The organism is Phaeobacter sp. NW0010-22 (assembly GCF_040365955.1).
GTDB lineage: Bacteria > Pseudomonadota > Alphaproteobacteria > Rhodobacterales > Rhodobacteraceae > OMPR01.
Window position 1 is genome coordinate 185,899 of record NZ_BAABWT010000002.1, and the last position, 20,925, is coordinate 206,823.

Genomic DNA, 20,925 nt, shown 5'->3' on the forward strand with positions numbered 1-20,925 from the left:
GTATATTTCCCGTGCGTGCAACACAGGCCACTGAGACGGGCCACTGCGGCCCGCCTCGGTTTTTTTTGAAATCAGAGATTAGATTCCTGACTTAACTTTGGTCCAAAGACGGGTCACTGCCCGCTGCGTTTTCGCGGGGTACGGCGTGGTGATGTACAGATTCTTCATCGTCTCCTCGCTGGGATAGATCGCAGGGTCGTCGATCACGTCCGATTCCAGATGCGCTTGCGAGGCCTTGTTGCCGTTGGCGTAGTACACATAGTTCGACGCTGCGGCCATATTGTTGGCATCCAAAATAAAGTTCAGGAACTTATGCGCACCGTCTGGGTTCGGGGCGTCAACTGGAATGGCCATTTGGTCGAACCACATCAGAGAGCCTTGCGAAAACGCGTTATAGGCGATTTCAACACCGTTTTCCGCCTCAGCCGCACGATCACGGGCCTGGAGGATGTCGCCAGACCAACCAACTGCAACGCAGATGTCACCATTGGCCAGCGCATTGATGTATTCCGAGCTGTGGAATTTCTGAATATGGGGGCGGACTGCTGACAATACCGGCTCGGTCTTGGCAATCACATCCTTGTCGTGGCTATCGGGATCTTCGCCAAGGTATTGCAAAACCATCGGGATCATTTCGCTCGGCGCATCCAGGAAATGCACACCACAGGCGGCTAGTTTTTCCATATTTTCCGGTTTCAGAACCAAATCCATGCTGCTGACCGGCGCATCGTCTCCCAAGATCTCTTTGACCTTGCCAACGTTTACACCCAACCCGGTGGTGCCCCACATGTAATTGATTGAATAGGCGTTGTCTGGGTCATAGCCCGAGGTGCGATCCTGGATCACATCCCACAGGTTGCCGGCATTGCTCAGCTGGCTGGCATCCAGCTTTTGAAAGGCACCTGCCTGAATTTGGCGTTGTAGGAATGTGCCAGACGGGACAACGACATCATAGCCGGAGCCACCTGCAAGCATCTTGGTTTCCAGGACTTCGTTGCTGTCGAATACATCGTAGATCAGCTTGATGCCCGTTTCAGTTTCAAACTTTTCTAGCAACTCTTCGTCGATGTAGTCAGACCAGTTGTACACCCGGACTTCTTCGGCGAAGGCCATGGATGTGCTCAGCGCAAGTACGCCAGTGAGTGTCAGCATTTTGAGTGTCATTGAGTGTCTCCCTGCAAGGAACGGGTATGCTCCCGCCTGCGGGGATTTGATCAAGTTTTGCCTTCTGCGGCAACAGTGTTTATGGTCATCAGCGAAAATGGCCACCTGTGCCACCGGGTTGAAATCGAGTTAAGTCCTTTGAATATGATCAAAAATAGCACCGCAGAAAAAACCCAAACTGAGGGTAAAAAACCTGCCCACGAGCAGGTGTATCAGACGCTCAAGGCCCAAATCCTGTTCGGAGAGATGGCCCCGGGACAGGCTGTAACGATTCAAGGACTGACAGATTCGCTGGGGGTCGGCATGACACCCGTACGCGAAGCGATCCGCCGTCTAATCTCGGATGGGGCGTTGATGTTCCAAGGCAATCGTCGGGTCAGTGTGCCGGTTCTGTCTGCCAACGACATCGAGCAGCTTATATATGTAAGGATATCAATCGAGTCCGAACTGGCCCGTCGTGCCGCGCAACGCGTGACGACAGCCGATATTGATCAGTTGGAAACCCTTGATCAGGCTCTAGATGCGGCGATTGCAGCCGGGGATGTTCCAAAATACCTGCGCTTTAACCATGCCTTTCACACGGCACTTTATGCCCATGCCAATGCACCGATTATGATGGATCTGGCAGACCGGTTGTGGTTGCGATTCGGTCCCTCGTTGCGGGTGGTGTGTGGGCGATTCGGCACCCAAAACCTGCCAGATCACCACAAAGATATGTTGGTCGCGATGCGCAATCGTGACGCCGATGGCGTGGCCAAGGCTATGGAACAAGACGTTTCTCAGGGCACCGAGATGATGATCGAGGTTCTATCAGAAGCACGTTAAGGCAACGACGCAATTGACAGCCTGAAATTTGATCATATTCTGCATGGCAAACCTTTTACCGGAGATCGCCATGTCGACCATCACCAATCACCTGCCCACGGCTGAGCTTCAGGCGTTGGATGCAGCCCATCACATGCACCCCTTTACCGCCAATGATGAATTGGCAAAAAAAGGGGCGAGAGTGATCACACGCGCTTCGGGAATCTATTTGACCGATAGCGAAGGCGAAGAAATCCTGGATGCCATGGCGGGTCTGTGGTGCGTAAACATCGGTTATGGCCGCGACGAGCTGGCCGATGTTGCCGCCCGTCAGATGCGGGAACTGCCGTATTACAACTCGTTCTTTATGACGACACATGTTCCCGCAATCGCCTTGGCCAACAAAATCGCAGAGCTGGCCCCCGGTGATCTGAACCACGTCTTTTTCGCCGGTGGTGGATCTGAGGCCAATGACACCAATATCCGGATGGTTCGCACCTATTGGGCAAACAAAGGAAAACCGGGAAAATCGGTGATCATCAGCCGCAAGAACGCTTACCACGGATCAACTGTTGGCAGCGGGTCCTTGGGGGGTATGGCGCCGATGCACGCGCAAGGGGGACTGCCGATTCCGGACATCCACCACATCAGTCAGCCAAATTGGTGGGCCGAGGGTGGAGACGCCACTCCCGAAGCATTCGGCCTAGCCTGTGCTCAAGAACTGGAAGAAGCCATTTTGGAACTGGGCGAAGACCGCGTCGCGGCCTTTATCGCGGAACCTGTACAGGGAGCCGGCGGGGTCATCGTTGCCCCCGATACCTATTGGCCCGAAATTCAGCGGATCTGTGATAAATACGAGATCTTGTTGATCGCTGACGAGGTCATCTGTGGCTTTGGCCGCACTGGAAACTGGTTTGGGTCACAGACGGTTGGGATCCAACCGCATATCATGACCATCGCCAAGGGGCTCAGCTCTGGCTATGCGCCCATCGGTGGCTCGATCGTGTGTGACGAGGTCGCCGCGGTTATTGGGCAGGACGAATTCAACCATGGCTACACCTACTCTGGCCATCCGGTTGCTGCTGCCGTGGCGCTAGAGAACCTGCGCATTATCGAAGAAGAAGACATTGTAGGGCACGTACAGCAGGTCGCAGGCCCCTATTTGAAGGAGAAGTGGGAGGGCCTGATGGACCACCCCTTGGTTGGAGAGGCCAAGATTGTTGGCATGATGGCGTCGATTGCATTGACGCCAGACAAAGCTTCGCGTGCGAAGTTTGCCTCTGCACCCGGCACTGTTGGCTATGTTTGCCGTGATCGGTGCTTTGGCAACAACCTGATCATGCGCCACGTGGGCGATCGCATGATTATCTCGCCACCACTGATTCTGTCTCCGGCTGATATCGACGAAATGATTCGCCGAATCCGCAAATCTCTGGACGAAGCGCACCAGGACTTGATCGACAAGGACCTGATGAAAGCCGCATCCTGACGATACGGCAACTCTTCGGGCACAAACGCCTGTAATTTAAGCAGCAAAGCAGCCGGACACCTTTAAACGTGACCGGCTGCTTTGCTTTACACTAACCGGGATTTCGAAATTTCTGATCCCCAACCGACTGAAAAAGGCCGCTATTTGGCCTCCATGCGTCGTAAACCTGTTGCGTCCTGCACAATTGCGCGCTTTAGTTTGATCAAAGCGGCATAGACTGCGGTAATATAATCTCAGGGAGCTGGCATTGTCTCAATCATCCAGCAATGATGCATTCGTCGAATTTGAACGCGTGCAAAAAAGCTACGACGGCGAAAATCTGGTCGTAAAAGATCTTAACCTCGTGATGCCGAAGGGTGAGTTTCTAACAATGCTCGGCCCCTCAGGCTCTGGCAAAACCACTTGCCTGATGATGCTTGCCGGTTTTGAAACCGCGACGCATGGCGATATCCGGCTTGGTGGAACATCCATCAATAACATCCCGCCCCACAAACGTGGCATTGGCATGGTGTTCCAGAACTACGCTCTATTCCCGCACATGACGATTGCCGAGAACCTCAGCTTTCCGCTCGAAGTGCGCAAAATGGGCAAGTCCGTGCGCGAAGAAAAAGTAAAACGCGCCCTCGACATGGTCGAAATGGGGGCCTTTGGTGGCCGTCGTCCGGCGCAATTGTCTGGCGGTCAGCAACAGCGGATCGCTTTGGCCCGCGCCCTTGTGTTTGAACCGGAACTGGTTCTGATGGACGAACCGCTCGGGGCGCTGGATAAGCAGCTGCGGGAAAAGATGCAGTTCGAAATCACCCATCTGGCTCACCGTCTTGGCATCACCGTGGTCTACGTGACCCATGACCAAACCGAAGCTCTGACGATGTCCGATCGCGTGGCCGTGTTTGATGATGGCCGCATTCAGCAGCTGGCACCGCCTGACAAACTGTATGAAGAGCCCGAGAACAGCTTTGTTGCGCAGTTCATCGGTGAAAACAACACGCTCGAAGGCACCGTCAAAGAGATCAACAATGGCATCGCTCTGGTGCAGTTGGATGATGGTGAACTGATCGACTGCAAACCTATCAACGTCTCCAAGCCTGGTGAACGCACCCGTGTTTCCATCCGCCCTGAGCGCGTGGAATACAACAAAGACCGGATGCCCGAAGGCGCACACACCCTTAAAGCCGAAGTGCTTGAGTTCATTTACATGGGCGACATCTTCCGCACGCGTCTGCGCGTTGCTGGAAACGACGAATTTGTAATCAAAACACGCAACGCGCCTGATCAGGTGCGTCTGCAGCCGGGAACCCAGATCGAAATCGGCTGGCTATCCGAAGATTGCCGCGCGCTCGACGCGTAAGCATCGAATGTCGCCCCAAACCACTTTGAGGGCGATGAACACGGGGCCGGGCAACGTTGCCCGTTCAACCGGCCCTTCATAACTTTAAAAACGGGCACAACCGGGAGAGTTACATGAACCTGACCAAAACCCTGATGGCGACGACCGCGCTTGGCTTCGCAGCTGGTGCAGTAGCAGCCGAGGACATGGCCAACGAGATGACCATCGTCTCATGGGGCGGCGCATACTCAGCGTCACAGCTGAACGCCTATCACAAGCCCTACTCCGAAAATACCGGCGTAACGATCATCAACGACGAAAGCTCAGCTGAAGCTGTTGCCAAAATTCGCGCGATGAACGAAGCGGGCAACGTCACATGGGATGTTGTTGACGTTGTTGCATCTGACGCCATGCGCCTGTGCGACGAAGGTCTGGCCGAAGAGCTGGATCACGACGCTGTTCTGGCCGCTGCACCTGATGGCACATCGGCAAGCGACGACTTTGGTGACTTGCTCGTCAGCGACTGCTTTGTACCGCAGATCGTGTATTCAACCACGTTCGGTTACCGTACCGATATGGTTGGCGACACCGCACCTACCACCGTTTGCGACATCTTTGACACCACAAAGTATCCAGGCAAGCGTTCGCTGCAAAAGCGTCCGATCGACAACGTCGAATGGGCTCTGTACTGCGACGGCGTTGCCAAAGACGAGCTTTATGATGTTCTGAGCACCCCAGAGGGCGTAGATCGCGCGCTGGCCAAACTCGACACCATCAAGAACGATGTTGTTTGGTGGACCGCTGGTGCGGAAACACCCCAGTTGCTGGCCGATGGCGAAGTTGTCATGGGTTCGACCTACAACGGTCGTCTGTTCTCGGCGATTGCTGAGCAGAACCAGCCAATTGGTATGCTGTGGGACATGCAGTCGTTCGATCTGGACGGTTGGATCATTCCAGCAGGCCTGAGCCCCGAGCGTAAAGCGCGTGCTCTGGACTACCTCAAGTTCGCGACAGACACACAGCGTTTGGCAGACCAGGCCAAGTACATCTCGTACGGTCCTGCACGTAAATCGTCTGCACCACTGGTTGGTAAGCACGAAACCCTGGGTATCGACATGGCACCGCACATGCCGACTGATCCGGCAAACGCGTCCAACGTCCACATCTATGACTACGAATGGTGGGCAGACAACCGCGATGATCTGGATGCAAAATTCCAGGCATGGTTGGCCAAATAATTCGATCTGAAAACCGTGAGGGGGCGCAAATTGCCCCCTCACAGACCCTCTGAGCCTAATAACGGCCAATAAAGGCCGACCAGAGACGTCTCTTCCACCAAGACCAACGGGGAACCCCATGAGCGACACCACAGACACCGGCCCAGTTTTGGCCGCCGATGGCACGCCGCTGAAGCGCAGCCTGTCACGGGCCCTTCGCCGCCAGAAGATGCGCGCATTGATGCTCATTGCCCCTCTGCTGCTATTCGTATTGCTAACGTTCATTGTCCCGATCGGGCAGATGCTGTTCCGTTCGGTTGAAAATGATATCGTTTCCAGAACATTGCCAAACACTGTCATCGCGCTTCAGGATTGGGATGCCGACAGCGGCCAAATCCCAGACGAGGCTATTTTCACAGCGCTCGCGATTGATATGCAGGTCGCCGCCGAGGCCAAGATCCACACTCGCGTTGGCAGCCGCCTGAACTATGAAAAGCCCGGGATATCTTCCTTGTTCCGCAAAGCGGGCCGCAAGGCAAAGAAATGGGATCTCGAAAATGATGGACCCTATCAAGAAAAGTTCATCAAGATTGCCAAAGGCTGGGGTGACCCAGAGGTTTGGCGCACAATTCAGACCTATTCTTCGAAATACACTGCTGGCTACTTCCTGAACGCTGCAGACCTTCAAAACGGCACCGAAGGGCCCGAATGGCGCCCCGAGAACGAGCAGATCTATATCACCCTGTTCAAGCGCACGCTGTTCATGTCGATGATGATCACCGTCAGCTGTATCATTCTGGCATACCCCGTCGCCTGGATCCTGGCTAACCTGCCCTCGCGTAGCGCCAACCTGCTGATGATCCTTGTTCTGCTGCCATTCTGGACCTCGCTTCTGGTGCGGACCTCAGCCTGGAAAGTGATGCTGCAACAACAGGGGGTCATCAACGATACCCTTGTCTGGCTGGGCCTGGTTGCGGATGATGCGCGTCTAGTCATGATCAACAACCAGTTCGGTACCATTGTCGCGATGACCCACATTCTGCTGCCGTTCATGATCCTGCCCATGTATTCCGTGATGCAAACCATCCAGCCGACATACCTGCGCGCTGCAAAATCGTTGGGCGCAACCAATTGGACGGCGTTCTGGAGGGTCTACTTCCCCCAGTCCATCCCCGGTATAGGCGCGGGGTCGATCCTCGTGTTCATCCTTGCGATTGGCTACTACATCACGCCTGAACTGGTTGGCGGCACCAAAGGTGTCTTCATCTCGAACCGGATTGCCTTCCACATTTCGAGCTCGCTCAACTGGGGTCTTGCGGCCGCACTGGGTTCGATCCTGCTGGTGGTCGTGCTGATCCTTTACTGGGCCTACGACAAGATCGTCGGCATCGACAACGTGAAGCTGGGATAAACCAAGATGTCACTTACACCTGTTGAACCCCGCTCCGCCTCCTTTACTGCAGGCATCACATCCCTCGCCGGAGGCTTTGCCGGGATCTTTATCGGCACGGCCCAAGGCAGCACCTTCACCGGCTTTATCGTTGGTGCGGTCCTTCTGACCATCCTAACCTATGTCGCCCTGCTGATGCGCAGTAAGGAAAAGGTGGTCCGTTGGATCATCCTGCTCGCCTTTGGCGTCGCTGGCTATGTAACCGGGGGGATTTCCTCGGGCATCATGGGCCTTTTGATGGGCTGGTTCTTTAGCTGGTTCATCTTCTGGATCGGCGAATGCCGCTATCGTGGCCACCTGGTACCGTATCTGACCCCTGGTCAGGTGCTGTGGCACTACACCTTCCGGGTGATATGTGGGGCGATCTTTGTCTTCCTGATCACCCCAATTCTGGTGGTCCTGCCGCTTTCCTTCAACGCTCAGGATTTCTTTACCTTCACGCCAGAAATGCTCAGCCTTGATCCCGAAGGGTATTCGCTCAAGCACTATCGGAACTTCTTTAACAGCTCGGACTGGCAACTTAGCTTCCGCAACTCGTTGATCATTGCGCCCATCGCCACTGTAATCTCGGTGTCACTGGGAACCTTGGCTGCGATTGGACTGAGCCAAAGCCACGTTCCCGGACGTCGCGCGATCATGGCGATCCTGATTTCACCGATGATTGTGCCTTTGATCATCTCTGCAACGGGCATGTTCTTCTTCTACTCGCAGGTTGGAGGGTTCCTCGAAGGTACGATCGGCCTGTCCAAGACAGTCGTTGGCTACATCAAGATTGTTCTGGCACACGCCGTGCTTGGTATTCCGTTTGTGATCATCACAGTAACCGCAACGCTGGTGGGCTTTGACCGGTCACTGACACGTGCTGCGGCCAATATGGGTGCCAACCCGATGACAACCTTCTTCCGGGTTCAGATGCCATTGATCCTGCCGGGCGTGATTTCAGGGGGCCTGTTTGCCTTCATCACATCCTTTGACGAAGTGGTTGTGGTCCTGTTCGTTGGTTCTGCCCGTCAGAAAACCCTGCCTTGGCAGATGTTCACGGGCCTGCGTGAACAGATCTCACCCACCATCCTCGCTGTTGCAACTATCCTTGTGGTGATCTCAATCGCGCTGCTGACTGTGGTTGAACTGTTGCGCCGTCGCTCTGAACGCTTGCGCGGTATGAGCCCCAGCTAAGCACAAAAGCTAGATCTCAACAGAAAGGGGCGCTCCGATCTATCGGAGCGCCCCTTTTCATTGTGTCAGGCTGTAGTGAGCTTAGCGCAGCTTGGTCAGCAACGAGAGCGACGCATACCCATCCGGCACAAGGCCTTGCGCAACCTGGTAAGATCGCACCGCATCAATCGTTTTAGGTCCGATTTTGCCGTCGATGCCTTGAGTATCGAACCCCTTTGCAGTCAGGCGACGCTGCATCTCTTCGCGCTCCTTCAGGGTCAAGGCGCGATCCCCGCGTGGCCAATCTGCCTGAATCGGTGCACCACCCTTGATGCGATCGCTCAAGTGCCCGACGCCGATGACATAGGCATCAGCTGTGTTGTAACGTTCGATGACTTCAAAGTTCTTAAAGATCATGAAAGCCGCGCCCTGACCGCCTGCGGGCAATAGGATTGATCCTTTGCCATGATTGGCCACCACTTTTCCGTTGGTATCGCGTACCCCCAGATCAGCCCAATCGCGGGGCCGCTTTTCAATCTTGCGGTCGGCCAACCGGTAATTGAACCCTTTGGGTAGCGTCACTTCGACCCCCCAAGGTTGGCCTTTGACCCAACCGAATTTCGCCAGATAGGCGGCTGTTGAGGCCAATGCGTCTGTTGGATCCTCTGACCAGATGTCTCGTTTGCCATCGCCGGTAAAATCGACCGCATAATCAAGGTACGAAGTCGGGATGAACTGGGTGTGCCCCATGGCCCCGGCCCAACTGCCCGTCATATTGCGCGGATCAACATCGCCAGCCTGCAAGATCTTCAACGCGGCCACCAACTGCTGTTCGAAAAACGCACTGCGTCGTGCATCATAGGCCAGCGTGGACAGTGAACGCACGACATCCTTGGACCCTTTGAAGGTGCCATATGCGCTCTCAAGTCCCCAGATCGCCAGAACCACTTCTTTGTCGACACCATACTTGGCCTCGATCCGGGTCAGTGTTTTGTCGTGTTTCTTGAGGGCCGCTTGCCCATTGCGAATCCGGGTGGGAGATGCCGCACTGTCCAAATAATCCCAGATGGTTTTGGTAAATTCAGATTGGTTCCGGTCCCGTTTGATGACCTCTGGATCATAGTGAACCCCTTTGAACGCCCGGTCCAATGTTGCAATGGAAATGCCTTGCGTAATCGCACGGGTTCTAAAATCAACGATCCAATCCTGAAACCCACCGTCTGCCGCTGCCAATTGCACAGATTTTTGGCCAAGCGTTGCAGGCCGCAAAACCGGGCGGATCGATTCGACCACGGTGATAGACGCCAATTGCAACGGTCCCAAATAAGGTCGTTCAACCGGCCGTAAAGAACGTTCAACACTGTCCGCAGCAACCGGTCCAACAAGACCAGAAACGGCAACACTTGCCGCGACTGCAGTACCTTTTAACACAACACGATTCATAAATGCCTCAATTTTTTGATTGCTTGATCGTACCGCGAATACGAGGCCGACAAAAGCGTCCACTCACCGCTCTTTTCGATCCGCTGCCAATTTTGCACTTTCAGCCCGGATTCCATCCAGCGCTTTGCGCAGCAATGGTACGCGATTGGGGCGAAAGCTTTCATCGGTGACGGTCAACAACTGCATGCGATCCAGCCGAAAGGCGCGGAAATCCTGCCGCAAGTGACACCAGGCAATCAACATGCTGGCACGATCCATATACAGAATGGTCAGAGGACTCACCCGTCGTGTGGTAATTGCACCTTTTGCATCGGTATAGCTTAGTGCCACGACCAGCTCATCCCACGTGGCTTGCCGCAATTGACTGACCTCAATCCCCGGAGGGGCCGGTCGGTCAAACCGCGTGGCCGACAGCACGGCATGCGCCAACCGGTGCGACTGCCGCGGGGGCAGCCGACCTTTGAGCTTGCGCAATGCCTGACCCGCGGCCTTGGCCAGTTCCGGGTCACCGATCAGCTCGACCTCGCGCAACCCCAGAACCAGCGCCTCCAGCTCGTCATTGGTGAACCCAAGCGGGGGCAATGTGGCGTCTTCGATCAGGGTGAACCCATAGCCTGCCTCCCCATCAATCACCGCACCCAACCCGCGCAGGGCCTCGATATCACGGTGCACTGTGCGGGCAGACACGCCCAAATCCTGCGCCATTGATTCAGCCGTTTTGGGCTGCGGCGGTGACCTCAGAACTTGCATCAACTGGAACAGGCGGGCGGTGCGGGACATATCACATCCTACTCTACTCCTAATGACAGAAACTGTCATTAGGCCCGCCTAGGGTGCCGTCAACAAACAACGGAGAAACTCATGCTCACCCTACTCACCTACCCCGCCGCGTTTGGCCTGTTCAGTGGCAGCCCCTTTTGTGTCAAAGCCGCCTATATGCTGGAACTGTCCGGTCAGTCCTGGCAACGCTCCGACATGCTTGATCCGCGCAAAATGCCACATCGCAAGCTCCCCGTTTTGCGCACCCGCGAGCGGTTGATGCCTGACAGCGACACCATTCGTCACTGGTTGGAATCACAGGGGGCGAATTTTGATCAGGGCCTCAGCGACATCCAAAAGGGGCAGTCCCGCGCCCTTATTCGGATGGCCGAAGACCATCTCTATTTTCAAATGGTCGCAGACCGCTGGTGCAACGATCAGGTCTGGCCACACCTGCGCGATACGTTTTTCCACGAGATCCCCCGCTTTGCGCGTGGCTTTGTCAGCGGCTCAATCCGCAAGTCGGTGATCAAAGGGCTTGATATGCACGGTGTCACCCGCTTTAGCGAGGTCGAGCGGCTTGATCGGGTCGAACAGGATCTCACGGCCATCACCGCGTTCCTGTGGCAGTCGCCATTCCTGATGGGAGAGCGCCCGACCTCGGCGGATCTGAGCGTTGCGCCGATTTTGGCCGCGATCCGCGCCACCCCCGTGCGCACAGAACTGCGCCGGCGCATTGAACGCGATCAGGTGCTCAGTGACTATATTGACCGGGTGGATCAGGCTATTGTGCTGAAATGACACCCTTTGCCTCAGACAAGGTCGCCGCAGTATTTGCGGCGATCCCTCCAGATCCCCGCGCCGGTCTGCTGCAACTGCGCGACCTGATTTTTGAGGTCGCTGCCAATGATACCCGCGTCAAATCCGTCACCGAAGATCTGCGTTGGGGTCAACCCGCCTATCTATCGCCGCGCGGCTCGACCCTGCGCCTTGGGGTGCCCAAGACGGGTGGTTTTGGCTTGTTTGTGCATTGCCAGAGTCGGCTAATGCCCGATTATCAACACGCCTTTCCCGGTCTTGATCGAATCGAAGGCACCCGCGCGCTATTGTTTGATGATCCGGGCCAAATCGACCCGAACCGTCATGGTTGGCTCATCGCGCGTGCGCTGACATATCACTTAAAATCCTAGCGACGACGTTCGACCTTGCGCTTGATCTTATCGCGTTTGTGCTTGGCTTTGACCGATTTGCGGCGACTGTTCGTTCGCCCTGCAGGGCTGCGCGATTTGGGCAAGGCCTTGTCTTCGATCGCCAGCAACTCCAGCTCCAGCCCGCCGGTGATGGGGGTGGCTTCGGCCAGTCGCACAGTTACGCGCTGACCAATCGAAATAATCAACCCGGTGTCCGACCCCATCAGCGTGCCCGCCTCTTGGTCAAAGTGGAAGAACTCGCGCCCCAAGGTCCGCACCGGCACCAGCCCGTCCGCCCCGGTTTCATCCAACTTCACAAAGGCCCCGAACCGCGCGATACCACTGATCCGACCAGAGAATTCATTGCCAACCCGTTCGCTCAAATAGGCAGCCAGATAACGATCTGTGGTATCACGCTCTGCAATCATCGACCGGCGCTCGGTCTCGGAAATATGGGTGCCGGTGTCTTCCAGCTGCTCAATCTCTTCGGGGCGCAATCCGTCGTCGCCCCATCCGTGCGCCGTGATCAACGCCCGATGCACGATCAAGTCAGCATAGCGCCGAATGGGCGAGGTAAAGTGCGCATAATTGCGCAAAGCCAGGCCAAAGTGGCCAAAGTTCTGCGCGCCATAATAGGCCTGCGTCATCGATCGCAACGTCGAGATATTGATCAGCTCCGCATCATCCGTGCCCGCCGCCGCATTCAACAGCGCATTCAGATGCCGCGTCTGTAGAACCTGGCCCTTGGCTAGGTTCAAGCCCGCCGCCTGCGCCGTCTCACGCAACGCATTCAGCTTTTCAGGTGCCGGTTCTTCGTGCACGCGGAACAACAACGGGGTTTTCTTAGCAATCAAGGTTTCGGCAGCAGCCACATTGGCCAGCACCATGAACTCTTCGATCAGCTTGTGTGCATCCAGACGCTCCCGAAAATTGACCGAGGCGACTGTGCCGTCTTCGTCCAATACGATTTTGCGTTCAGGCAGATTCAGATCCAGGGGTTGGCGCGCAGCCCGTGCTTTGACCAAGGCGGCATAGGCCGCATAGAGCGGCTTCAGAACCGGTTCCAATAGTGGTCCGGTGCGGTCATTGGGGTTGCCATCAATCGCATCTTGAACTTCGGCGTAATGCAGCGAAGCGGCTGAACGCATCAGCCCCCGCACAAATCGGTGCGACAGCTTGTTGCCATCCGCATCCAACTGCATCCGTACCGCCATACAGGGGCGCGGCACGCCCTCGTGAAGCGAACACAAATCCCCCGACAAACGATCCGGCAACATCGGCACGACGCGATCCGGGAAGTAGGATGAATTACCCCGCTTGCGCGCCTCACGGTCCAGTGCTGTTCCCGGTTTCACATAGGCCGCAACATCCGCAATCGCGACCCAGACGATGTGACCGCCCGGATTCTTGGGATCATCATCTGCGTGGGCATAACAGGCATCGTCGTGATCGCGTGCATCCGAGGGGTCGATAGTCAACAGCGGCATGTCGCGCAGATCTTCGCGCCCGTTCAAACCCATTGGCTTGGCCGCGTCAGCCTCAGCAATTACCTTGTCAGGGAACCCATCCGGGATGCCATGCTGGTAAATCGCAATCAGCGACACCGCCTTGGGCGCGCTTGGGTCACCCAACCGTTCCACGATTCGCGCCTTGGGCAAGCCCATACGCGACTTGGGTCCGGCTTGTTCCGCCTCGACCAACTCTCCATCTTTCGCACCAAGAAGAGCGCCCTCTGGCACAGTCCATTCGTTGCTGGATGATTTGTCGATAGGCACGATCCGCCCGCCTTCGCTGCGTTTGCGGAAAACGCCCAGAATACGTTTAGGATTAGTTCCGATCCGGCGGATCAGGCGCGCTTCATAATGGTGGTCCTGACCCTTGACCAAGGTCAGACGCCCTAGAATGCGGTCACCTTCGCCCAAAGCCGGGTCGCTGGCGCGTGGGATCACCAGAACAACGGGTTCCACACCTTCGCCATGCCATTCCATCGGCTGTGCGTACAGGTCGCCATCGCCATTGGGGCGTTTAACCACCAGCACCGAAACAGGTGGCAAACGGTCCGGATCACCATAACTACGTTTGCGCTTTTCCAGATGGCCGTCAGCCTCAAGCTCACGCAGAACCCGTTTCAGGTCAATGCGATCCGGACCTTTGATACCAAAGGCCTTAGCAATATCACGTTTCGAGGTGAGGGTCGGGTTGGTCGAGATCCATTCGAGGATCTCTTCCTTTGTCGGAATACGAGTCATACCCATGCCCTATCATGCCTCTGTGACAAGGTCATGAGCAAAAGCGACCAGACCGGGATCAGTCGCGCAAGTCCGCCACAGTATCCACATCTTGCAAGGTATCAATCATCGCCATCCGCAAGTTGGGTAAGGTCGCCAGCGTGTCGCTCAGCGCATGTTCTGTTGACCACCGCACATCGTAGAACAGCCCCTTGGGCAGAGTTGCCCCATGTTTGGCCCCGATCAACCAATACCCGCCATCCGGTGCGGGCCCAAACACCGCATCATGATCGCCCAGCGCTGCAAAAGCCCGCGCGACATGCGCAGGCGTTACATCCGGAATATCCGCCCCGATCAGACACACCGGTCCGGGTGGCATACCGCGTAACATGCGGGCCATACGATCCCCCAGATTTCCGTGCCCTTGTGGCGCCCGCATCAGATCAGCGGGCCAGACCCGACTGGTTAGTCCCTCGCGATCTGGGGATACCGCAAGAACGATCTGCCATCTGGGATCCCGAAGGCGCCGGATCAAACGCCGGGTCTGATGACGAAACCACCACGCCGCGCCCACAAGCCCAATATCGCGCCCCAACCGGGTCTTGACCCGCCCCGGACGCGGTTCCTTGACCATGATGACCAAAGTTCGCTTCATACCAGCGACAGCCCCATGTCCCGATGTTCGATCCCGGCGTCCAGATAGGTTGGGCCAAAGGCGTTGAACCCGAGTTTTTCATAAAATCCCAAGGCCTGAATCTGCGCACCAAGTTTGACTTTGTGCACACCCGCTTGGCGACGCGCGATGGCGACACCTTCTTGGATCAAAGCCGCGCCTAATCCAATACCGCGTCCCTCTGGCACCACACAGACCCGACCGATCTTGGCTGTGTCGCCTTCAAACAGCACCCGCGCTGTGCCTACAGGTTTGCCATTGATTGAGGCCAGCATATGCACCGCGACCTCGTCCATGATATCAATCTCTTCTTCGACGGGCACGCCTTGCTCTTCGACGAACACCTTGAACCGCAGGGCAAAACACGCCGCGCGATCCTGCGTCACTTCAATCACGAAGCTCATGCAAAATAGTCTCGCAGAATGCGGGTGTAGATTTCTTTCAGCTGATGGATCTGCGCCACCTCAACCCGTTCATCAACTTGGTGCATAGTGCGCCCCACCAACCCAAATTCCACAACGGGACAATGGTTCTTGACGAACCGCGCATCCGACGTGCCGCCCGTGGTCGAAAGAACGGGTTTGACCCCAGTCGCTGCCTCAACCGAGGAGGACACCAGATCCGACAACGTACCAGGGGGCGTTAAAAAGCTCTCGCCAGAAATCTTGACCTTCATCTCGATCTCGACGCCAAATTCTGCCGCGACAGCATCCGCTTCGCCTTGCAACCACGCGGTCAGGCCTGCCCCGGTATGGGTGTCATTGAACCGGATATTCGCGGCGCTGGTGCATTGAGCTGGAATCACATTGGTGGCTGGATTACCCGTGTCAATCGTCACCACGGCCAAGGTCGACGCATCAAAATGATCGGTCCCCTGATCCAACTCATGACTGGCCAGGCGATCCATCAACCGTGCGATGGCGGGCAGCGGATTCTTGGCCCGATGCGGATAGGCGGAATGCCCCTGCACGCCTGTCACGGTAAACCAAGCCGTCATAGATCCCCGACGCCCGATCTTGATCATCTCACCCATAGTGTCGGGACAAGTTGGTTCACCCACCAGACAGACCGACATCGCCTCGCCCGCATCCGCCATATAATCCAGCAACGCCGTAGTTCCATCTAGCGCGTCGGCCTCTTCATCGCCAGTGATGGTCAGGATCAATGCGCCATCCGGTGGTGTCTGACGCACGAAATCAATTGCCGCCGCCGCAAAGGCCGCAACACCCGATTTCATGTCCGTGGCCCCGCGCCCGTACATGAAGCCATCTTTTTCCTCGGCGCCAAAGGGTGCCATGGTCCACGCGGCCTCGTCCCCCAATGGCACAACATCCGTGTGCCCGTTGAACCCAAAGGTGCGCGCGTGCCCCTTATCCCCCCACCGGGCAAACAAGTTGCTGATCCCACCGCGATCTGCACGCGTGCAGGTGAACCCGGCCTCTGACAGCACCTGTTCCAACAGGACCAAGGCACCACCTTCCTCGGGTGTTACCGATGGGCAACGGATCAGATCAGCAGTCAGGCGGGCGGCATCGGTCTGGGTCATGGGGTCCTCTTGGGCTCTGGCATCCGGTCATCTTACTGCCACATTTGTGACGAAAAGGTCGCGATGCCAACCCCTTTACGCTCAAATGTACTTAACACACGGTCATTTAGCATGGTACGGCTGGGGTAATAATATGACCCGAGGCAGGGCGTTTAGCAGTACAGTCGCAAAAGACTGACCAAAACCGGATCGCGCAACGACGCGGCCATCTGTTTTGTCTGGACAGGGAAAACCCCTGCGGCCGGGCGAGCTGCCTCATTAATTCAAGGGTTGGGGCAGAAAATGGCAACCGGAGCCGAGCTAGGCTATCAAACAAACGCGTCCGCCGTTCAAATGGCGCAGACGATTTTTGGCGACGGGGTAACCGTTGTTGGCGCGAATTATACAGGTGATAATCGATCATCGGCGATCTATTCGAACGGCGATGCACTCGCGCCGGGCGCAACACCCGGCGATTCCGGCGTTATTCTGTCCACCGGACGCGCCAATCACTTTACCCGTTCCGGCGGTGATCCCAATAGATCAGGAAGCACATCAACCAACACCTCGGGTCAGAATAACAACTCTGATTTCAACGCGGCAGCCGGGACCAATACCTATGATGCGTCCTATCTAGACGTCAGCTTCACCGTCGATGACCCCACGGTGACTCAGATGACGATGCAGTTCGTCTTTTCGTCCGAAGAATACCCAGAGTTCCAAAACTCGGTCTATCAGGATTTCGTCGGCGTCTGGGTCAACGGTGCACAGGTGGATTTGGCCGTGGGCAACGGCGACGCCGATCCCGGTAACGTCAACAGCACCAACAATGAAAACCTGTTCCTCGATAACTCAGGCGATGACTATAACACGGAAATGGATGGCCTGACGGTCACCATGACCCTGACCATGAATATAGTTCCCGGGATCGTCAATACGATCCGGATCGGTGTCGCGGATGTGTCGGACAGCAGCTATGATTCCAACCTGCTGATCGCAGCTGACAGCGTGCAAACTGATGTCGTGGCCAATGCCGATTCTGCGACGCTGTTCCCTACCGGCCAAACCACCATTGATGTTCTAAGTAACGACCATAATGGCTCAGGTGGGACGCTGACGATTACCCATCTGAATGGGATCGCCGTGTCCGCTGGGGATATCGTTACGCTGAACACTGGTCAAACCGTCCAGCTGAACGCCGACGGCACCATCACCGTCTTTGGCGATGGCGACACCGAAGATTTCAATTTCACCTACGGCGTCGATAACGGAAGCAACAATGACACCGGTTTCGTCAACGTCAGTTCGATTCCCTGTTTCGTAGCAGGCACCATGATCAAAACCCCAAAGGGTGAAAAACGAGTCGAAAGTCTGCGGCTGGGCGAACTTGTGGAAACCCGTGATGATGGTGCTCAACCCCTGCGTTGGATTGGGCGCCGCACAGTTGAAGCACAAGGCGATTTTGCCCCAATCCGCATTCGCGCAGGCACCTTTGGGCAAGACCGGGACCTGCTTGTGTCACCGCAGCATAGGATGCTGATCCAAGACAGCCTTGCCGAACTTCTGTTTGGCGAAGACGAAGTGCTGGTCGCGGCCAAGGATCTGATCAATGACCATTCGATCACCCGCAGTCCGGGTGAGCGCGTGACCTATGTCCATCTGATGTTTGACACCCACCAAGTGATCTATTCCGAAGGCCTCGCAACAGAAAGCTTTTTGCCCGGCCCCCAGACCACTGATCTGTTCGAACAACCCGTACTCGACGAAATCTGTGCGATTTTCCCCGAGTTAGATCCGGCAACAGGGAACGGTTACAGCCCCGCCGCGCGCCGCACCCTGCGCAGTTTCGAAGCCCAGTTGTTGCTGGCCGATCCAAAGGCTGCCTGACGCATGAGCTGGATCGCCCTGACAGACACCGAAACACAGCATTTCATCGCCAAGGGGTTGGATGCACCGACCGACAGTCCCGACCTGATTGGCCCGCGCGAAGACGACCTGATGACCCGTGGGACGTTGCTGATCGAAACCCGCATGCCCAACTCGGCCCGTCCACGGACGCTGATCCACTATGATCGTGGCGGCGACTGGCCATTCCACATTTCGCTACAGGCGATTCCCGGCGGCGGCTTGATCCTGATCCTCAATCAAGGCGGGTCCGTGTTGCATCAGGCCATCAACCCTTCCGAAGCTGGTCGTATGGATATCATCCGCCTGTCCTATTCTTGGGATGCGCCGTCCCGTTGGGCGCGCTTGGCGTTGGAACAGACGGACCAGGAACAGGTGCTTATGATGCAATTGCCACCGCCCTGCCCGCTGCGGGCTGGCGATGCACGCGCTTTGTTCAAACACGGCCCACATCGCTTTGTTGCCCCTGATGTTGTCTATATGGCGCTGTCCACGCGCGTCGAACCCGTTGGTCCGATGCCCTCGCTCTTGCCTGATACCCCGATCGCGACCCCGCGCGGATATCGCCCGCTGCGCGATCTACGACGCGGCGATACTGTGATTGCCTCGAACGGGGATGTGGTGCCAGTTCTGCATCGCCTGTCCCGCACTGTGCCCGCCATCGGAAGCACCCGCCCAATGCACATTCGCGCACCCTATTTTGGGCTACTCGGGGACATCCGCGTGGCACCCGCACAACGTCTGGTCTTGTCCGGGTCCGAGGTTGAATACCTTTTTGGCCAGGAATCCGTACTGTGCCCCGCAGCACACCTGACCGGAGGGCACTCTGTCCGCCCGATCGCGCACACGGGCCTGACGGTGACGTATTCTCAGCTACTTCTGCCTGCCCGCGAAACGATTCTTGCCGCTGGAACCGTCGCCGAAAGTCTCAGCATTGGGCGGTTGCGCCGCAAGCCACACCATTTGGCGGCCAGCGTGCTATCAGGGTTGGATCGACATGGGTTGCCGGATCATGGGAAATCCACTTATCCGGTTTTACGCCCGTTTGACGCCAAGATTCTTGCCGAACGCCGGGTTGCTTAAGGTATACCAGACTTGCCCAGACCCCATAAAACGCGCTAGTGGAGCCACAAAGGTGGCACTCACAAACTCATGCGTAAAATTCTCTTCGGTCTTTGCCTGCATATCCTGCTGCTGGCGCAAATGGCCTCGGCACAGACACTCACTGTATCAACTGTGACCCGCCCTCCGTTCTCCATGACCGAGGACGGGGCCGAAACCGGCTTCTCGATGGAGCTGCTGGCCGCACTTGGACAGGCCTTGAATTGGGACTATTCGATCGCCCGTAATGCGCAATTCGGCGAAATGCTGTCGCAGGTCATTGAAGACAAAGCCGATTTGGCCATCGCCAATATTTCAATCACCGCCACCCGTGAAACCCAAATGGATTTCAGCCAACCGATCTTTGAATCTGGGCTGCAGATTATGACGCCCGGAGAAAACTCGCGCAGCCCATCCTTGTTGCGCGCGTTGTTGTCGCTGGATCTGTTCCTTGCCATTGGCATTGCCTTTGTGATCCTGATGACCGGCGGCATGTTGATGTGGGTTTTTGAACGCCGCGCCCAGCCGTATTTCGACCGCCCCGCCAATGAGGCCTGGTTTCCCTCCTTTTGGTGGGCGCTGAATCTGGTGGTGAATGGCGGGTTTGAAGAACGTGTGCCCCGCACCCCCTTTGGCCGTCTGTTTGGCGTGCTTTTGGTGATCTCATCGCTGTTTGTCGTGTCGGTCTTTACCGCCAAAATCACATCGGTCATGACCGTCGATGCCATCACGGGGTCGGTGAATTCGATCAATGACCTGTACGGGCAGCGCGTTGCCACCATCCAAGACTCCACAGCCGCAGGATTTCTGGACCGGCGCGAAATTGATTACGAAGCATTCAGCGATCTCACCCCGCTGATCGCCGCGTTCGAAGACGGCGAGATCGACGCAGTGGTGTTTGATGCGCCGATCCTGTCATACTATGCCTCCCACGAGGGTCAGGGCAAAGCCAGCATGATCGGGTCAATCTTCTTGCGAGAGAACTATGGCATTGCTTTCCCCACCGGCTCTCCGCTGGTGGAAGAAGTCAACCAAGCCCTGCTTTCGATGCGTGAAAACGGGGTCTACGACGATCTGTATCGCAAATGGTTCGGGATGCGGAACTAAAGCGCGTTACGCGTCTTGGGTGCCATCGTCAAAAAACGGGGTCATCTGCGCGACGATCACCGAATTTTCGGCCAGTGCCCGATCCATCAGCTCCCGCTCGCCATCACCGATCTCATGGCCTTCGGCCTCACGCTCGGCCAAGGTACCATATCCGGTGACATCCAGCGGTGCGGTATCCGCCTGTTTTAGAATCGCTACGGTTTCGCGCACGGCTTCAGCTTCGTCGACACCGCTGGCGTAACACATCAGCGCCGCACCCGAGGCACCATCAGGCAGGCCATCACCCTCTTTGCGTCCAATTTGAACGACAAGAGTATAGACTTGCTGGCGCGAGGTTTTTTTCTTCTTTTCCATGCCCGCCGCCTTAGCGCGGCAAGGTGGTAGCGGT

19 protein-coding genes are annotated in these 20,925 nt (G+C 56.5%); 11 read left to right on the forward strand and 8 right to left on the reverse strand.

All coding sequences use genetic code 11. The features are described 5' to 3' along the window. Positions 1-78 precede the first annotated feature (78 nt). Positions 79-1,164 (reverse strand): polyamine ABC transporter substrate-binding protein, encoded by a 1,086-nt coding sequence (locus ABWV33_RS05100; RefSeq protein WP_113822397.1) that lies wholly within the window; start codon positions 1,162-1,164, stop codon positions 79-81. 144 nt (positions 1,165-1,308) lie between these two features. Here ABWV33_RS05100 and ABWV33_RS05105 point away from each other — a divergent pair, with 144 nt between their 5' ends. The 6 genes from ABWV33_RS05105 (at position 1,309) to ABWV33_RS05130 (ending at position 8,627) form a co-directional block, all read left to right on the forward strand. Beyond that, positions 1,309-1,989 carry a GntR family transcriptional regulator gene (locus tag ABWV33_RS05105; RefSeq protein ID WP_353329350.1) on the forward strand — a complete coding sequence of 227 codons (681 nt, stop codon included), beginning with the start codon at positions 1,309-1,311 and terminating at the stop codon, positions 1,987-1,989. A 70-nt stretch (positions 1,990-2,059) separates the two neighbouring features. Next, positions 2,060-3,457, forward strand: a complete 1,398-nt coding sequence (locus ABWV33_RS05110) for an aspartate aminotransferase family protein (RefSeq protein ID WP_121997731.1) — start codon at positions 2,060-2,062, stop codon at positions 3,455-3,457. A gap of 247 nt (positions 3,458-3,704) precedes the next feature. Continuing rightward, complete coding sequence (locus tag ABWV33_RS05115; protein ID WP_353329351.1) at positions 3,705-4,805, forward strand: ABC transporter ATP-binding protein; 1,101 nt, start codon at positions 3,705-3,707, stop codon at positions 4,803-4,805. Between the two features lie 113 nt (positions 4,806-4,918). Beyond that, positions 4,919-6,022, forward strand: a complete 1,104-nt coding sequence (locus ABWV33_RS05120) for an extracellular solute-binding protein (RefSeq protein WP_113822401.1) — start codon at positions 4,919-4,921, stop codon at positions 6,020-6,022. A gap of 118 nt (positions 6,023-6,140) precedes the next feature. Then, the gene (locus ABWV33_RS05125) at positions 6,141-7,412 is read left to right on the forward strand and encodes an ABC transporter permease (RefSeq protein WP_353329352.1); all 1,272 of its coding nucleotides are present in this window, start codon (positions 6,141-6,143) and stop codon (positions 7,410-7,412) included. A gap of 6 nt (positions 7,413-7,418) precedes the next feature. Beyond that, positions 7,419-8,627, forward strand: a complete 1,209-nt coding sequence (locus ABWV33_RS05130; protein ID WP_121997730.1) for an ABC transporter permease — start codon at positions 7,419-7,421, stop codon at positions 8,625-8,627. Positions 8,628-8,708: 81 nt separating this feature from the next. Here ABWV33_RS05130 and ABWV33_RS05135 read toward each other — a convergent pair whose 3' ends face one another. Both ABWV33_RS05135 and ABWV33_RS05140 read right to left on the reverse strand, forming a co-directional pair. After that, positions 8,709-10,049, reverse strand: coding sequence for a lytic murein transglycosylase (locus tag ABWV33_RS05135; RefSeq protein WP_353329353.1), 1,341 nt, complete (start codon positions 10,047-10,049; stop codon positions 8,709-8,711). Between the two features lie 63 nt (positions 10,050-10,112). Continuing rightward, on the reverse strand, positions 10,113-10,829 hold the full coding sequence (locus ABWV33_RS05140; RefSeq protein ID WP_353329354.1) for a helix-turn-helix transcriptional regulator: 717 nt from the start codon (positions 10,827-10,829) through the stop codon (positions 10,113-10,115). A gap of 81 nt (positions 10,830-10,910) precedes the next feature. Between ABWV33_RS05140 and ABWV33_RS05145 the strand changes: the two genes are divergently transcribed. Then, positions 10,911-11,609: a glutathione S-transferase family protein gene (locus tag ABWV33_RS05145; protein WP_353329355.1), complete on the forward strand. Its 699-nt coding sequence runs from the start codon at positions 10,911-10,913 to the stop codon at positions 11,607-11,609. After that, positions 11,606-11,998, forward strand: coding sequence for a DUF1801 domain-containing protein (locus tag ABWV33_RS05150; protein WP_353329356.1), 393 nt, complete (start codon positions 11,606-11,608; stop codon positions 11,996-11,998). Before ABWV33_RS05145 ends, ABWV33_RS05150 begins: the two co-directional genes overlap by 4 nt. Here ABWV33_RS05150 and rnr read toward each other — a convergent pair. From rnr to dapE, 4 genes are read right to left on the reverse strand one after another with little or no spacing between them, the layout of a single operon-like run. Further along, positions 11,995-14,247 (reverse strand): ribonuclease R, encoded by a 2,253-nt coding sequence (rnr, locus tag ABWV33_RS05155; RefSeq protein ID WP_353329357.1) that lies wholly within the window; start codon positions 14,245-14,247, stop codon positions 11,995-11,997. The two genes, ABWV33_RS05150 and rnr, sit on opposite strands and share 4 nt — an antisense overlap. A gap of 58 nt (positions 14,248-14,305) precedes the next feature. Continuing rightward, positions 14,306-14,881: a TIGR04282 family arsenosugar biosynthesis glycosyltransferase gene (locus ABWV33_RS05160; protein ID WP_353329358.1), complete on the reverse strand. Its 576-nt coding sequence runs from the start codon at positions 14,879-14,881 to the stop codon at positions 14,306-14,308. Beyond that, positions 14,878-15,303, reverse strand: coding sequence for a GNAT family N-acetyltransferase (locus ABWV33_RS05165; RefSeq protein WP_353329359.1), 426 nt, complete (start codon positions 15,301-15,303; stop codon positions 14,878-14,880). The genes ABWV33_RS05160 and ABWV33_RS05165 overlap by 4 nt, the downstream gene beginning before the upstream one ends. Next, positions 15,300-16,445, reverse strand: a complete 1,146-nt coding sequence (gene dapE / locus ABWV33_RS05170; RefSeq protein WP_353329360.1) for a succinyl-diaminopimelate desuccinylase — start codon at positions 16,443-16,445, stop codon at positions 15,300-15,302. Before dapE ends, ABWV33_RS05165 begins: the two co-directional genes overlap by 4 nt. A gap of 282 nt (positions 16,446-16,727) precedes the next feature. Here dapE and ABWV33_RS05175 point away from each other — a divergent pair, with 282 nt between their 5' ends. The 3 genes from ABWV33_RS05175 (at position 16,728) to ABWV33_RS05185 (ending at position 20,537) form a co-directional block, all read left to right on the forward strand. Then, positions 16,728-18,311 carry a Hint domain-containing protein gene (locus ABWV33_RS05175; RefSeq protein WP_164621081.1) on the forward strand — a complete coding sequence of 528 codons (1,584 nt, stop codon included), beginning with the start codon at positions 16,728-16,730 and terminating at the stop codon, positions 18,309-18,311. 3 nt (positions 18,312-18,314) lie between these two features. Then, positions 18,315-19,412, forward strand: coding sequence for a Hint domain-containing protein (locus ABWV33_RS05180; RefSeq protein ID WP_113822411.1), 1,098 nt, complete (start codon positions 18,315-18,317; stop codon positions 19,410-19,412). Positions 19,413-19,481: 69 nt separating this feature from the next. Next, positions 19,482-20,537, forward strand: a complete 1,056-nt coding sequence (locus ABWV33_RS05185; protein ID WP_353329361.1) for a transporter substrate-binding domain-containing protein — start codon at positions 19,482-19,484, stop codon at positions 20,535-20,537. Between the two features lie 6 nt (positions 20,538-20,543). On the opposite strand, the gene ABWV33_RS05190 is transcribed toward ABWV33_RS05185, so the two are convergent. Continuing rightward, the gene (locus ABWV33_RS05190) at positions 20,544-20,891 is read right to left on the reverse strand and encodes a DUF8846 family protein (RefSeq protein WP_113822413.1); all 348 of its coding nucleotides are present in this window, start codon (positions 20,889-20,891) and stop codon (positions 20,544-20,546) included. Positions 20,892-20,925: the final 34 nt, after the last annotated feature.